The organism is Streptomyces sp. NPDC050509, from assembly GCF_044457965.1.
GTDB lineage: Bacteria > Actinomycetota > Actinomycetes > Streptomycetales > Streptomycetaceae > Streptomyces.
Window position 1 is genome coordinate 96582 of record NZ_JBITHL010000006.1, and the last position, 14274, is coordinate 110855.

At 72.8% G+C, this 14274-nt stretch carries 11 protein-coding genes, 1 tRNA gene and 1 pseudogene; 6 read left to right on the forward strand and 7 right to left on the reverse strand.

Translation table 11 applies throughout. The features are described 5' to 3' along the window. Nucleotides 1–53: 53 nt before the first annotated feature. A complete protein-coding gene (locus ACIBJC_RS18645) occupies nt 54–551 on the forward strand; it encodes a DUF3830 family protein (protein ID WP_399293412.1) in 498 nt (165 codons plus the stop codon). Between the two features lie 99 nt (nt 552–650). Here the strand turns inward: ACIBJC_RS18645 and ACIBJC_RS18650 are convergent, their stop codons facing one another. Then, nucleotides 651–2114 carry an amidase gene (locus ACIBJC_RS18650; RefSeq protein ID WP_399294234.1) on the reverse strand — a complete coding sequence of 488 codons (1464 nt, stop codon included), beginning with the start codon at nt 2112–2114 and terminating at the stop codon, nt 651–653. Between the two features lie 16 nt (nt 2115–2130). Then, a complete protein-coding gene (locus ACIBJC_RS18655) occupies nt 2131–3081 on the reverse strand; it encodes a D-2-hydroxyacid dehydrogenase (protein ID WP_399293414.1) in 951 nt (316 codons plus the stop codon). Between the two features lie 186 nt (nt 3082–3267). Here ACIBJC_RS18655 and ACIBJC_RS18660 point away from each other — a divergent pair, with 186 nt between their 5' ends. From ACIBJC_RS18660 to ACIBJC_RS18675, 4 genes are all read left to right on the forward strand, one after another. Then, on the forward strand, nt 3268–4338 hold the full coding sequence (locus tag ACIBJC_RS18660; RefSeq protein WP_399294237.1) for a decarboxylase: 1071 nt from the start codon (nt 3268–3270) through the stop codon (nt 4336–4338). Then, on the forward strand, nt 4335–5054 hold the full coding sequence (locus ACIBJC_RS18665; RefSeq protein ID WP_399293417.1) for a decarboxylase: 720 nt from the start codon (nt 4335–4337) through the stop codon (nt 5052–5054). The genes ACIBJC_RS18660 and ACIBJC_RS18665 overlap by 4 nt, the downstream gene beginning before the upstream one ends. A 255-nt stretch (nt 5055–5309) precedes the next feature. After that, nucleotides 5310–6365 carry an LLM class flavin-dependent oxidoreductase gene (locus ACIBJC_RS18670; RefSeq protein ID WP_399294240.1) on the forward strand — a complete coding sequence of 352 codons (1056 nt, stop codon included), beginning with the start codon at nt 5310–5312 and terminating at the stop codon, nt 6363–6365. 148 nt (nt 6366–6513) lie between these two features. Continuing rightward, complete coding sequence (locus tag ACIBJC_RS18675; protein ID WP_399293419.1) at nt 6514–7749, forward strand: serine hydrolase domain-containing protein; 1236 nt, start codon at nt 6514–6516, stop codon at nt 7747–7749. A gap of 43 nt (nt 7750–7792) precedes the next feature. On the opposite strand, the gene ACIBJC_RS18680 is transcribed toward ACIBJC_RS18675, so the two are convergent. Next, nucleotides 7793–9874: a putative bifunctional diguanylate cyclase/phosphodiesterase gene (locus ACIBJC_RS18680; protein ID WP_399293422.1), complete on the reverse strand. Its 2082-nt coding sequence runs from the start codon at nt 9872–9874 to the stop codon at nt 7793–7795. Nucleotides 9875–10232: 358 nt separating this feature from the next. On the opposite strand from ACIBJC_RS18680, the gene ACIBJC_RS18685 reads away from it, so the two are divergent. Then, nucleotides 10233–11483: a M6 family metalloprotease domain-containing protein gene (locus ACIBJC_RS18685; protein ID WP_399293425.1), complete on the forward strand. Its 1251-nt coding sequence runs from the start codon at nt 10233–10235 to the stop codon at nt 11481–11483. An 80-nt stretch (nt 11484–11563) separates the two neighbouring features. Here the strand turns inward: ACIBJC_RS18685 and ACIBJC_RS18690 are convergent. The 4 genes and pseudogenes from ACIBJC_RS18690 to ACIBJC_RS18705 all read right to left on the reverse strand — a co-directional run bounded on the left by ACIBJC_RS18690 (nt 11564) and on the right by ACIBJC_RS18705 (nt 14238). Further along, nucleotides 11564–11637: transfer RNA gene (locus ACIBJC_RS18690), tRNA-Lys, on the reverse strand. Next, nucleotides 11628–12346: pseudogene (locus tag ACIBJC_RS18695) on the reverse strand (hypothetical protein). The gene ACIBJC_RS18690 and the pseudogene ACIBJC_RS18695 overlap by 10 nt, the downstream one beginning before the upstream one ends. Before the next feature lie 111 nt (nt 12347–12457). After that, entirely contained in the window at nt 12458–12805 is a 348-nt protein-coding gene (locus ACIBJC_RS18700) for a hypothetical protein (RefSeq protein WP_399293426.1), read from the reverse strand. A gap of 92 nt (nt 12806–12897) precedes the next feature. Next, a complete protein-coding gene (locus ACIBJC_RS18705; protein ID WP_399293429.1) occupies nt 12898–14238 on the reverse strand; it encodes an AAA domain-containing protein in 1341 nt (446 codons plus the stop codon). Between the last annotated feature and the right edge of the window lie 36 nt (nt 14239–14274).

Genomic DNA, 14274 nt, shown 5'->3' on the forward strand with positions numbered 1-14274 from the left:
TTGCACATCCGGTGTGCCCTTGACTCGGGGGACCGGACGAGGACCATGAAGACATGACCGATCGATTTGTCACCGTGTCATTGGACAAGCGCGGCGTGCACTGCACCGCGAAACTGCTGGACGACCGCGCCCCGGTCACCTGCGCGGCGGTGTGGGAGGCACTGCCGCTGGGCTCGGACGTCTACCACGCGAAGTACGCGCGCAACGAGATCTACGCGCTGTTTCCAGCCTTCGCCGCCGAGGAGCCACCCCTCGAAAACCCGACAGTGACCCCGATCCCCGGGGATCTGTGCTACTTCACCTTCTCCGACACGGAGCTGGGCACGTCGTCGTACGGATACGAGGAGAAGGCCACCGCGGGCCGCCGCACGGTCGTGGATCTCGCCCTCTTCTACGAGCGCAACAACCTGCTGATCAACGGCGACATGGGGTGGATCCCCGGCATCGTCTGGGGCACGGTGGTCGATGGCCTCGACCGGATGGCCGACGCCTGCCAGGACCTCTGGCGGGCGGGGGCCATCGGCGAGACGCTCAGCTTCCGGCGCGCGTAGGGGCGCCCGGGGGCGCCGGGACCCTGTGCGCGAGGCGCCCAAGGGCTTCGGGCCCCGAGCCCCGGCGCTCAGGCCCCGGCGGGCGCCGCGCTCCGGCGCTCAGGCCCCGGCGGGCGCCGGGATCCGGGCCGCCCCCGACTCGTACAGCGCGTGCGCCGCGCGCAGCACCAGCTCGTCCGCGTGGCGCGCCGCGACGATCTGCACCCCGATCGGCAGCCCGTCCGCGTCCACCCCGCACGGCACCGTGGCGGCGGGCTGCTGCGTCAGGTTGAACGGGTACGTGAACGGCGTCCACGCCGTCCAGCGCCGCTGCCCCGAGCCCCTCGGCGTCTCCACGCCCGCCTCGAACGCGGTGATCGGCAGCGTCGGGGTGACCAGCAGGTCGTACGACGTGTGGAAGCGGCCCAGCCGCCGCCCCAGCTCCATCCGCGCGTCCACCGCCGCCAGATAGTCCAGCGCGCTCCGCCGCTCACCGGCCGCGATGATCTCCCGCAGCCCCGGGTCGAGCCCCTTGCGCTGCTCCTTTCCGAACGGCGCCACCAGCCGCGCCGCCCCCGTGAACCACAGGGTGTGGAAGGCCTCCACCGGATCGCTGATGTCCGGATCGGCCTCCTCGATGTACGCGCCCAGCTCGGCGAGCCGGCTCACCGCCGCCCGTACGGCCGAGGCCACCGCCGGGCGCACCGCGACCTGCCCGCCGAAGGACGGGGAGTACGCGATGCGCAGCCCCTTCACGCCGTCCACGCCCGCCGTCAGCGCGTCCCGGGCGGCCGGGGTCGGGGCGAGCTGCGACCAGTCCCGCCAGTCCGCGCCGCTGATCACGTCCAGGAGGAGGGCGGCGTCCGCCGCGTCCCGGGTCATCGGCCCGGCGTGCGCCAGCGTGCCGAAGGGGCTCGACGGATAGAGCGGAACGCGCCCGTACGTCGGTTTGAGGCCGAAGATCCCGCAGAAGGACGCCGGGATACGGACCGAGCCGCCGCCGTCCGTACCGACGGAGAGCGGCGCAGCCCCCAGCGCCACGGCCGCCGCGCTGCCGCCGCTGGACCCGCCGGAGGTGCGGGAGAGGTCGTACGGGTTGCGGGTCACCCCGTTCAGCGGGGAGTCCGTGACGCCCTTCCACCCGAACTCGGGGGTGGTCGTCTTCCCGACGAGGACCGCGCCGTGCTCCCGCAGCCGCGCGACCGCCGGGGCGTCCTCGTCCCACGCGCCGCCCGGCCGTACGGCCCGGGAGCCGCGCAGGGTGGGCCCGCCGCGCTGGAGGAAGAGGTCCTTCACCGAGACCGGCACCCCGTCGAGCAGGCCCTGCGGCTCCTTCCTGCGCCAGCGCTCGGCGGAGGCCGCCGCCTGCGCGAGCGCCGCCTCGGAGTCCACCCGTACGAACGCGTTGACCAGCGGCTGCACCGTCTCGATCCGGTCCAGTACGGCACGGGTCGCTTCGACGGGGGAGAAGTCGCCCTTCGCGTAGCCCGCCAGCAGCGCGCGTGCGGTGAGGTCGGTGAGGAAGGTGTGATCCGTGGTCGTGCGACCAGCAGCCGTGTGATCCCTGGTGCCGCGGTTCGTCATGTGGCCTCCGATGCGATCAGTCATGCATGGGGACGTACCCACGTTCCTTGTCCACCACGTGGGGAAACGGCTTTCCGCTCACCCACAGTTCGTACAGACCGACGAACTGCTCGCCCAGCCGGTCACGCCAGCCGACCGTGTCGCCGCTCATGTGCGGGGAGACGATCAGCCCGGGGACGTCCCACAGGGGGCTCTCCGGACCCAGCGGCTCCTGCTCGAAGACGTCGAGCGCCGCGCCCGCGATCCACCGCTTGGAGACCGCGGCGACGAGATCGTCCTCGACGACGAGCTGCCCCCGGCCCACATTGATGAACCGCGCGGACGGCTGCATCAGGCCGAACAGCCGGGCGTCGAACATGCCGCGCGTCGCGTCCGTCAGCGGCGCCGCGCTGATCACCCAGTCCGCCCGGGTCACCAGCCGGTCGAGCTGGTCCGCGCCGTGCACGCCGGGGCGCGCCGTACGGCCGGTGACGGCCACCGTCACGCCCAGCGCCCGCAGCGTATGGGCCACGGCCCGGCCGATCGGGCCCGCGCCGACCACGACGGCCCTGCTCTCCGCGACACGCAGCCCCTCGCGGTGCTGCCAGCGGCGCCGGCTCTGGAGCTCCAGCGTGCCGGGCAGATCCTTGGCCATGGCCAGTACGAGCCCCGCCACGTACTCGGCGATCGGCTCCTCGAAGATGCCCCGCGCGTTGGTGACGACGGTCTCCGAGGCGACCAGTTCGGGGAAGAGCAGCCGGTCCACGCCCGCGCTCGCGGTGTGCACCCAGCGGGGCCGGGGACCCGTACCAGGCCAGGCGTCCCGTACCGCGTCCGAGGTGAAGTCCCAGACCAGCAGGGCGTCGGCCAGCGGGAGCTGCGCGGCGAGGCCGTCCGCGTCGACCGACGTGATCCTGGCGTGTCCGGTGAGCCGGCCGAGGCGCGGCGGCGGGTCAGCCGTCAGGACGAGGAGGGTAGGTGGGGGCATGGGGAGCAGCCCTTCTGCCGGGGCCGATACACCCGGCGGGTGCCGGGCGCGGGCCGAGCGGAGTTTCCCGCTGGAAAATTCCGTGCAACGTCTGAGATGTACCGATTGACCACGCTCGCATCCCGCTCCTACCGTCGTCAACAAGAGCTGAACCCTGTCAGCGCGGGCGTGAGCAAGGGGCCGGCAATGGATGTCTCCTTTTTGGGCGGACCACAGCCACAGCGTGGTGTGGGAGTGGTCGCTCCGTTCGATTTCGCACTCGATCGCGAACTGTGGCGATGGGTGCCCGACAACATCTCGTTGCGTCTGACCAGAACGCCTTATGTGCCGGTCGAGGTCTCCCTCGACCTGGCCAGGCTGGTCAGTGAGCACGAGACTCTGGGGGAGGCGGTCCGGGCGCTGGGCGTCTCCGAGCCGGAGGTCGTCGCGTACGCCTGCACGTCGGGCAGTTTCGTCGGCGGCCCGGCCGGGGAGCGGGCCATGTGCGAGGCGATGACCAGGGCCGGGGAGGTGCCGTCACTCACCACCACCGGCGCCCTGGTCGAGGCGCTGGAGGAGCTGGGGGCGGGCAGGATCGCGCTGGTCACGCCCTATACGGAGTCCGTCACGCAGTCGCTGGAGGACTATCTGGCTGAGGTGGGGGTAGCCGTTACGGGTCGCGCTTTTCTCGGGCTGACGCGGGACATCTGGAAGGTGCCGTACCGGTCGGTCATGGACATGGCGCGACAGGCAGTCGTCGGGGCGGCCGACGCGCTGTTCATCAGTTGCACGAATCTGCCGACGTACGACGTGATTCCGCAGTTGGAGGCCGAACTGGGTATGCCGGTGCTCTCCGCCAACCAGGTCACCATGTGGGCCGCGCTGCGCAGGCTCGGCGCCCACGCGGTCGGCCCGTACCAGGCGCTGCTGCTCGACCCGCCGCCGGTACAGGCGGCCCCGCCGATGACGACGATCGCACCGATCGCACCGATCGCACCGATCACGCCGATCACGCCGATCTCGCTGGTGACCGCGTTCCCAGCGGTACCGCCGATCCCGCCGGTCACGCCGATCTCTCCGGCCGTGCCGAACCGGTCGGTGGCGCCGATGCCGTCGCAGGCATCGCCCGCGTCGCCCGTGGAGGGCTTGGAGGGTGTGCCGTCGGCGGAGTCCGTGCCTACGGTGGAATCGGTCGCTCCGGCGTCACCCGTCGCACCGGCCGGCCCCGGCGGGCCCGTCCCGCCGACCCTGCCGGACGATACGGAAGGATGGACATGACCACCGTCGGATTCCTCTACCCCGGCCACTCCGCCGAGGACGACTACCCGCGCATCGAGATGCTGCTCGCCGGCGACGTCAGACTGCCGGTCGTCCACACCGACATCGGGGAGGACGCCCACCGCGTCGACGCGCTGCTGGAGATGGGCGCGGGGGAGCGGCTGGCGGCGGGGGTGGAGGAACTGCGGCTGGCCGGCGCCGAGTCCGTGGTCTGGGCCTGCACCAGCGGCAGCTTCGTCTACGGATGGGACGGCGCGCACGACCAGACGCGCGCGCTGGCCCTGGCGGCGGGGCTGCCCGCGTCGAGCACGTCGTTCGCGTTCGCCCACGCCGTACAGGCGCTGGGCGCGGAACGGGTCGCCATCGCGGCGACCTACCCGGCGGACGTCACGGAGTACTTCGGGGTCTTCCTCAAGTCGGCGGGCATCGAGGTGGTGGCCGACCGGGCGAGCGGGATCATCACGGCCGCCGAGGTCGGCACGTGGGAGCGGGACCAGGTGCTGGAGCTGGCCCGCGCGGGCGACCACCCGGACGCGGAGGTCGTCCTCCTCCCGGACACGGCGCTGCACACGGCGGCGTATCTGCCGGAGCTGGAGGAGGCGCTCGGCAAACCGGTGCTCACGGCGAACCAGGTCTCGGTCTGGGAAGGGCTGCGGCTCGCGGAGCGCACGGCGTGGGCGCCGAAGCTGGGCACGCTCTTCGCGAGCCGGGGGTAGCCGCCGGGGCCGCCGGTCCGCGTCAATGCACGGACCGGCCCGGTCCGTGCACCCGGTCCGTGCGCCGGCCGGTCCGCGTATCGGCGCGGGAATAAACGGAGAGACCCTCCTGTTGGCTGCGGTGAAGTGACTTCACGTTGACGCACACGCAGGAGGGTCTGACCGGTGGACGAGGCGAGCCGAGGCGCTACGGAACGCGGCACGACGGAGACGGGTCCGGGGGCCGGTGACGCGGTCCGGGGAGCCGCCGACCCGATCCGGGGGACCGTACGGGGAACCGCGCCCGTACCCCTGTCCGTACTGGACCTGGTCACCGTGGGCAGCGGCTCCACCGCCACCGACGCGCTCCGTACGAGCGTGACGCTGGCGCGGCTCGCCGAGCGCCGGGGCTACCACCGGCACTGGGTCGCGGAACACCACTCCATGCCGGGCGTCGCGTCCACCTCGCCCGCCGTGATCCTCGCGCATCTCGCCGCCCACACCGAGCGCATCAGGCTCGGTTCGGGCGGCGTCATGCTGCCCAACCACGCGCCGCTCGTGATCGCGGAGCAGTTCGGCACGCTGGAGGCGTTCGCCCCCGGCCGCGTCGACCTCGGCCTGGGGCGCGCGCCCGGCACCGACGGGGCGACGGCCGCCGCGCTGCGCCGCTCCGACCGGCTGAACGAGGGCGCGGACGACTTCCCGAAGCAGCTCGCCGAGCTGACCCGCTTCCTGGACGACGACTTCCCCGACGGCCACCCGTACTCCCGTATCCACGCCGTGCCGGGACCGGTCCAGGGCCCGGCCGCGCGCCCGCCGATCTGGCTGCTGGGCTCCTCCGGCTTCAGCGCCCGGCTGGCCGGGGTGCTGGGGCTGCCGTTCGCCTTCGCCCACCACTTCTCGGCGCAGAACACCGTCCCGGCGCTCGACCTCTACCGCGAGTCGTTCAAGCCGTCCGCCGTGCTCGACGCGCCGTACGCCCTGATCGGCGTCGCGGCCCTGGCGAGCGACGACGAGCACGAGGCCCGCCGCCAGGTGCTGACCGGCGCGCTCTCGATGGTGCGGCTGCGGACGGGGCGGCCGGGGCTCGTCCCGACGCCGGAGGAGACCGAGGCGTACCGGTTCAGCCCGATGGAGGAGGAGTTCGTCAACGGCTGGCTCGGCAATATCGTGCACGGCACGAAGGGCGCCGTGGTCGACGGGCTGAACGACCTTCAGAAGCGCACGGGCGCCGACGAGTTGATGATCACGGCCAACGCGCACAGCGGCGAGGCGCGGCTGCGCAGCTACGAGCTGATCGCGGACGGGTACGGCCTGCCGGGGTCTGCCTGAGGCGCTGCCCGGGTCCCAGGGGGATCAACGGGCCCGGAGACGGCACCCCGTCTCAGGGGTGTCACCTGGGGGGTGGTGAGCGGAACGTCGGGGTTGGATCAGGGGCTGCCCGGATCCGGCGGGGAGCGCGGGGCCTCAGTCTGGAGACATGACCGAACCCTCCGCACGTCCCTTAGCCCCCGCGTCCCCGCCGACTCCCCTGGCTCCTCCGGCTCGTCTGGCCTCGCGCCGGCTCTCCCGCCGGGTCCTCCTCGGCGGCGCGGCGAGCGCCGCGCTCGTCGCGGCGGTCCCCGCGCGGGCGTACGCGCGGCCTGCCGCTCCGTCGTACCCACCGCTCGACACCAAGGCCCTGCAAGCCGCCATCGACGATCTGGAGCACCCGAGGGCCACGGGCGCGCAGCTCCGCGTCGGTGGGAGGGGCGGGCGTTGGTACGGCACGTCGGGCGTCGCCGATCTGCGCAGCGGACGGGCCATAAGGACCGGGGACCAGGTCCGGGCCGGCAGCATCAGCAAGGCTTACATCGCGACCGCCGTGCTCCAACTGGTGGGTGAGCGACGGCTGGTCCTGGAAGCCCCCGTCCAGCGGTACCTGCCGGATCTGCTGCCCGCGGAGTACCCGGAGATCCGGCTCTCGCACCTGCTGAACCACACCAGCGGCCTGCCCGACGAGAGCGGCCCCGACGTTCCGGACGTGAGCACCCCCGAGCTGATCCTCGCCCATCGGTACGACCGCTTCACACCGTCGCGCCTGGTGGCCCGGGTCACCCGTACGAAGCGGATGAAGTTCGACCCGGGCACGAAGCAGGAGTACCGGGGGATCAACTTCGTCCTGCTGGCGATGGTCGTCGAGCGGGTCACCGGCCGTTCGTACGGTGCGGAGATACGCCGCCGGATCGCCCGGCCGCTGGGGCTGACCGGCACGTACGCACCGGCGAGCGACGATCCGTATCTGCACGGTCCTCACGTCCACGGCTATCAGGAGATGAGCGACGGCAGACTGGAGGACGCCACCGTCTTCAACCAGTCGGCCGCCTACGGCAGCGGAGAGATGGTCTCCACCACCCGCGATGTGGAGACTTTCCTGGCCGCCCTCTTCGCGGGCGAACTCCTGCCGCCGCACCTGCTGGAGCACATGTTCACGCTGCCGCCGCCGGAGGTGCGGATGGTCGACGGCACCCCTGCCCGCTACTCGGCCGGGCTCCAGACGGTCACCGTCAACGGCGTCACGCTCTGGGGCAAGACCGGCGAGCGCTACGGATACCACTCGGGCGCGTTCGGAACCCTGGACCGGCGACTGCGGCTGGTCTGGTCCTACACGCCGGTACGGCGCGACGCCGAGCAGGGGCGGATGGCGGAGCGCATAGCCGCGGCCCTGACGAGCTGACGGGGCGGGCCTTCACCGGGCCCTCGCGGACCCGAACGGCCCGTCACACGCCGTTCGGGCTCACCGCCGCGATCATCTCCGCGATCCGTTCCGGTGCCACGGGACGGGAGAACAGCCACCCCTGTCCCGTGTCGCAGCCGATCCGCTGGAGCCGCGCCGCCTGCCCCGAGGTCTCCACGCACTCCGCCGTGACCGTCAGCCCCAGCCGGTGCGCGAGCTGGATCAGCGCCTCCACGATCGTCTCGTCCGCCGGGCTCGGGTGCACCCCCTCGTCGTACCGGAACCCCCGGACGAAGGAGCCGTCCAGCTTGAGGACCGAGACCGGCAGCCGGCTCAGATAGGCGAGGTTGGAGTAACCGGTGCCGAAGTCGTCGATCGCGATCCGTACGCCCATGTCGCTCAGCGCCTGGAGTGCCTGGAGAGGGCGGCCCGCCGAGCCCATCACCGCGGACTCCGTCAGCTCCAGTTGCAGCAGGTGCGGCGAGAGCCCGGTCTCCGCCAGGATCTCCGCCACGTCCCCGACCAGATCGGAGTCCCACACCTGACGTACCGCCACATTGACGCTGACGAACAGCGGCTGGGCGTGCGGGTGGTCGAGCTGCCAGCGCCGCGCCTGGCGGCAGGCCGTGCGGAGCACCCACCCGCCGAGCTGCACGATAGAGCCGTCCTCCTCGGCGATACCGATGAACCGATTCGGCGACAGGGTCCCGAACTGCGGGTGGTTCCAGCGGACCAGCGCCTCCACACCCCGGACGATCCCGTCGGCCATCCCCACCAGCGGCTGGTACTGGAGGACGAACTCCTCGCGCTCGACGGCCGGGCGCAGCGCCGAGGTGAGCGCCTGCCGGGTCATGCGGTGAGCGTTGCGCTCCGGGTCGAAGAGGGTCCAGCGGGCCTTGCCGTCGGCCTTCGCCCAGTACAGCGTGGTGTCGGCGGCCTGCATCAGTCCGGTCGGGGTGGTGCCTTCCGCGGCGCGCTCCACGACCCCGATCGACGCCGACACCGAGAGCCGCTGCCCGGCGAGGTCGAAGGGGCGCTGGAGCGCGGCGAGCACGGAGCGGGCGAGATCGGCGAGCTGTTCCGTACCGGTGGAGTCCTCGACGAGGATCGCGAACTCGTCGCCGCCGAGCCGGGCCACGAGGTGGCCGCCGCTGCGCGTGTACCCGCCGTGGTCGGCGCACTCGGTGAGCCGGCCCGCGACGGCGGCCAGCAGCCGGTCGCCGGTGCGGTGGCCCAGAGTGTCGTTGACGGCCTTGAAACCGTCGAGGTCGAGGTAGCAGAGACCGATCCGCCCTGTTCTGCCATCCCCTCGACCGTTTCCGGTGCCGCGGTCGTGGCCGCGCGCGGGGTACGAGGCCGAGACGCCGTACGCGACGCCGGTGCCGTACGCCGACGCGCCCGTGGTGTAGGTCCTGCTGCCGTACGTCCCGCCCTCGAACGGCCCGTCGTGGAAGGCCGACGCCTCCAGCGCCGAGGCGAGCCGTTCGAAGAAGAGCGTGCGGTTGGGCAGCCGGGTCACCGGGTCGTGCTGCTGGAGATGGCGCAGCCGCGCCTGGAGTTCGCGCCGGTCGCTGATGTCCGTGACCGACAGCAGTACGCGTTCGGTGTCCGGTACGGGCGCCACGGTGACCTCGGCCCACAGGGTCCGCCCGTCGGGGTGCTTGAGCCGCCGGGTGCAGCGGAAGCGGGCGCGCAGGCTGTCGAGGGCGTCGCGGTACGCGTGCCAGGTACGGGTGTCCGAGGCCAGGTCGAGGAGGTCGGCGGCGGCCTGGTCGGCCAGCGCGTCGGCCCGGGTGCCGAGGAGCGCGCCGAGCGCGTCGTTGGCGTCGAGGACGGTGCCCTCGCGGTCGAGCAGGGCCATGGCGAGCCGCGAGACATGGAACGCGGCGCTGTAGTCGCGCGCGGCACTCGTCCGGTGCGGCGCGCGGTGCTCGGTGCGGTCGGTCTGTTCGGCGGTGGTCCTGTCGTGCCGCTCGGTGTCGTCGTCGGGGACGGCCCGGCCCACGGCCTGACGCTCCGTACGGTCCGCACGCCCCGTACGGTCCGCACGCTCCGTGTTCGGCGGATGCCCGCCGCCCGCCGCCGCGACTGCCGCTGGACGCGGTCCTTCGGAGGTTCCGCTCACGGCTCGCTCCCGCGGTGCAGTCGTGTTGTACAGGGGGGTGGTGGAGACGGGTCAGCCAGAGAAAGTGTGCCGATCATAGAGGTAGGCCGGGTGGCCATTCCAGCTCCCCCGTACCGAAGAAGGCCCCGGAGGGGCGTACCCACGGCATCGAGCGATCGTTTCTGCACGGCTGTGGCACCGGGCCACCCGAAGGTGACCGGCTGTGACTTCGACGCCGCGCCCGGGGTGTCGGGCTTCCCTCACCCGCGTGGGGCAGCCCAACAGGGCGTACCCCGGCAAACCGGCACAAGGTGGTGGGTGACGTGCCCCGCGCGTCTGCCGTACCGCCTGTACCCCCATTCCGTAGCCGGAGGTCGATGTGGAGCGTCCGCAGCCACCCGAGGCAGTGGAAAGGCCCCGGCTGCGCAGGGCCGCTGCGGCCTTCACCTCCCTCATGGCGGTCGCCGCCACCTCGCTGGTGGCCGGGCCCGCCGCGATCGCGACCGCGCAGGGGCCCTGCGCCCTGCCCCGTACCGCCGCGCACCACTCCCTCGGACTGGACACCTGGAACGACGCCTATCCGCGCCCCGCCCGCTCCCTCGACGCGGTCATGGTCTTCCTCTCCTTCCCGGACTCCCGGCCGCTCGCCACCACGGAAGCCCTGGTGGCCGACCACTTCCCGGCCACCAGCCGTTTCTACGAGCGGGCCTCGTACGGCAGGTTCACGCTCCGCGCGCACCCGCAGCTCCGCTGGTTCGCGATGCCGCAGCCCTCCACCTCGTACGGGATACGGCGCGACTGGGAGCCGGCCCGGCGCACCGCCTATCTGCGGGACGCGCTGGCCGCCGCCGACCCGGAGATCGACTTCTCCCGCTACGACGTGGTCTATTTCGTCGCCGACCCGGACGCGCCCGGCGTCGACTCCGACGCCACGAAGGTGGTCAACTTCGACCGGCCGATGCGCGCCGACGGTACGGACATCAAGCGCGTCGTCACCGTCTTCGAACGCCATCCCCCCGACCGCAACGTGCTGGCCCACGAGACCGGACACGTCTTCGACCTGGCGGACCTCTACCACCGGCCGACGAACGACAAGGGCGACTGGGACACGTACGTCGGCGACTGGGACGTGATGGGCAGCCAGTTCGGGCTCGCGCCGGACTTCTTCGCCTGGCACAAGTGGAAGCTGGGCTGGCTGGACCGGCGGCAGGTGAGTTGTGTCTCACCCACGGGTACGACGCTGCTCACCCTCGATCCGGTCGCCGCCGAGCCCTCCTTCGGCGGCGGCGGAGGCGCGGGCACCCGGCTCGCTGTGGTGCGCACCGGCACGGACTCGGCCCTGGCGATCGAGGCGCGCGCCGCCACCGGCAACGACCTGCACACCTGTACGGAGGGGGTGCTGATCTACCGGGTGCGGAGCGGGAAGGCGTCGGGCGGCGGCCCGGTCGAGGTGGTGGACACGCACCCGGACAGCGAAGGGTGCTGGGAGCGGTCGGTCTACCCGCCGCTGGCGGACGCGCCGCTGGAGGTCGGCGAGACGTTCACGGTGCCGGGGGAGCGGACCCAGGTACAGGTGGCCGACCGTACGTCCTCGGGCGCCTTCACCGTCAAGATCACGCCAGGCGGTTGACGGCGCGGCGAGTGAAAGCGCCGGGTTGATGAAGGCATACGAAAAGGCCCCCCACCGGAGTGAGGGGCCTTTTCCGTCTGTGCGCCGCCAGGGACTCGAACCCCGGACCCGCTGATTAAGAGTCAGCTGCTCTAACCAACTGAGCTAGCGGCGCCTGCTGACGTCGTAGACCTTAGCACCCGGATCGGCGCGAAGAAAAATCGATGATGCGCAGGCGTTCGGGGAGGTCAGCCCAGGCGGCCGAGGGCTGTGCGCGCCGCCGTACGGGCGGCCCGGACGCACGCCCACAGCAGCACGTCGGGCCCCGGCAGCCACGGATGCCGGGTGTCGGGCGCCACCAGCCAGCGCGGCCCGGACCGGGCGCCGGGGGTGAGCGCCGGTACGGTCACGGCGTCGCCCGCGCCGTGGCAGAGCAGCGGCGGCGGCGCGCTGTCCCGCCCGTCGGGCCCCCGGCGGCCCCACTCCTCCCAGGCGAGCAGCGACGGCAGTCGCTGGGCGGTGCCGGGCGCCGCGAACAGCAGGGTGCGGCCCCGGTGCGCGGCGACGGGCCCCGAGCCGGGGCCGTCGCACCACAGCCGGTTGAGCATGTGCCGCCCGAACATCGACGGCGCGCTCACCACGTCGAAGGCCGAGCCGCAGGGCAGCACGCCCGGAGCGGCCGGGCGGGCGGCCCAGAGGGACAGGGTGGACCGGGGGTAGGGGCCCGCGGAAGCGAGCCAGTCCGCGCCGGCCGGGGTCACCCGGGCGGTCTGGTGGCGGTCCTCGTCGTGGAGGAGGCCGAAGATGTCGGTGCGTCGCTCGTCGTCGCTCCCTCCGGGGCTCAGGGGCTGTGCCGGGGATTCATCTCGTAACCATGCACTCATGACAGTAAGATCTACCGGGAGTAACGATTCGGTTCCCCAGAGTTCACGGAAACCGGGACAGGGTGGCGCAGAGGGGCGTAACCTGCGCCCCGGCATATGCCATGGCCCCGGTCACTGACCCGGCTGCGCGTCCCCGGCCAGCAGGTCTCTGCCGAACTCGACCATCTTCTTCGCGTAGTCCTCGGTCCACTCCGCGCGCCGCGCGATGTCCGCCGTCGTGAGCCGGTCGAAGCGGCGCGGATCGGCGAGCTGCGCGGCGGCGACCGCCTGGAACTCCACCGCCCGGTCCGTCGCGGCACGGAACGCCAAGGTCAGCTCCGTCGACCGGGCGAGCAGCTCGGCGGGGTCCTCGATCGATTCGAGATCGAAGAAGTGCTCGGGGTCGGCGACCGCCTCGGAGGGCTCGAAGAGCAACGGCGCCGGCCGCAGCCGCCGCTCGCTCCGCTCGGGATCCGCCATGTGTCTCCTCCTGCTCGTGCGTGTACCGGGCCCTCGGGCCACGGTCCATTGTCCCGCCCGCCGCAAGTGCGCCTCGGGGGGTGGGTCCGGTGTCAGGGGCGCCACGGGACGCGGTGGTTCGACCACTGCGCCCAGGTCGACTGCATGGCTTCCCAGCCGTCCGGGAACTTCACCGTCACCCCGAGCTGGACCGGTTCGGTGGACGGGTGCTCGTCCAGCAGTTCCGCGACGCCCGCCCGGCAGACCACGACGCAGGCGTGCCGGTGGCGGGAGGCCAGCACGCAGAGCCGGCCCGTCTCCAGGTGGAAGGCGGTGGCGTCCGGGCGGCCCGAGAGCGGGTGCAGGACGACCGTGACGTCGAACTCACGCCCCTGGAGCCGGTTCGCCGTGTCCACGGCGACGCCGCTCACCCCCAGCTCCGCCAGCGCCGCCCGGATCGCCGCCGCCTGGTCGCGGTGGGCCGTGCCGACGGCGATCCGGTCCGCCGTCACGGGCACCGGGCCGGGGGCGCGCTCGCTGGTGGCCGCCGCCCCCCGGTCGAGCAGCCTGCGCACCACCAGCGCCACGGCCCGTACCGCCTCGGGGTCCGTACGGGGCGTGCGCCGCGCGGGCAGCTCCAGCAGCCCCCACCCCGACGCGGCGGCCTCGTCCAGCACCCGGTCGGGCCCCGACCCGTCGGACGGGACGCCGAAAGCGAGGAGCCGGTCGCCGTGGTCCGTACCGCTGCGGAACGGGGTGTACGGATAGAACGCGTCCGAGACCAGCGGCGCCGCCGACGCGGGCAGCCGCCAGGAGACCGGCAGCCGGTGCTGCGGCAGCTCGGGGTTGTGCGCGAGGAGCGTGGAGACGGCGCTCGCCGACGGGTCGTACGAGAGCCCCGCCCACTGGTCCGCGCCCACCACGCTGAACGGGTCGAGCTGGCCGGGGTCCCCGACGAACAGCGCGTGCTCGAAGAGCCCGGCGACGGCGAGCAGCGCGTCCGAACGCATCTGGTACGCCTCGTCGACGATGGCGTGCCGCCAGGGCTCGACGCCCTGGACGTGCGCCCACTTCGCCGCCGTCGAGATGACGATGTCCAGACCGGCCAGGTCGGCGGCCTTCGCGGACTTCCGTACGTTCGCCAGCCCGTCCAGCGTCTTGTCGTACGGGTCGGGGTCGTTGCTGTGCAGCCGGCCGACGGGCAGCTCGGGGTTCTTCTCGGCGAGCCGGACGACCAGATCGTCCACCTGCGCGTTCGTCTGCGCGACGACCATCAGCGGGCGCCCCGCCGCGGCCAGTTCCAGCGCGGCCCGCACCACGAGCGTCGACTTGCCCGCGCCGGGCGGGGAGTCGACGACGACACCGCGGTGCGCGCCGTGCAGCGTGTCGCGCAGGATCGCGTCGGTGGCCCGGGTCGCGGCGGCGCCCGGGTCCAGGGCGGAGGACTGGTTCATCGGCGGGCTCCGGGGATCGGGTACGGGATCGGCGGC

Bases quoted from the DNA above. Each gene is read 5' to 3' on its own strand.
- ACIBJC_RS18675 (WP_399293419.1), top strand. From the start codon at position 6,514: ATGACCGAACCCTCCGCACGTCCCTTAGCCCCCGCGTCCCCGCCGACT.
- ACIBJC_RS18655 (WP_399293414.1), bottom strand. From the start codon at position 3,081: ATGCCCCCACCTACCCTCCTCGTCCTGACGGCTGACCCGCCGCCGCGC.
- ACIBJC_RS18645 (WP_399293412.1), top strand. From the start codon at position 54: ATGACCGATCGATTTGTCACCGTGTCATTGGACAAGCGCGGCGTGCAC.
- ACIBJC_RS18665 (WP_399293417.1), top strand. From the start codon at position 4,335: ATGACCACCGTCGGATTCCTCTACCCCGGCCACTCCGCCGAGGACGAC.
- ACIBJC_RS18660 (WP_399294237.1), top strand. From the start codon at position 3,268: ATGGATGTCTCCTTTTTGGGCGGACCACAGCCACAGCGTGGTGTGGGA.
- ACIBJC_RS18705 (WP_399293429.1), bottom strand. From the start codon at position 14,238: ATGAACCAGTCCTCCGCCCTGGACCCGGGCGCCGCCGCGACCCGGGCC.
- ACIBJC_RS18700 (WP_399293426.1), bottom strand. From the start codon at position 12,805: ATGGCGGATCCCGAGCGGAGCGAGCGGCGGCTGCGGCCGGCGCCGTTG.
- ACIBJC_RS18650 (WP_399294234.1), bottom strand. From the start codon at position 2,114: ATGACGAACCGCGGCACCAGGGATCACACGGCTGCTGGTCGCACGACC.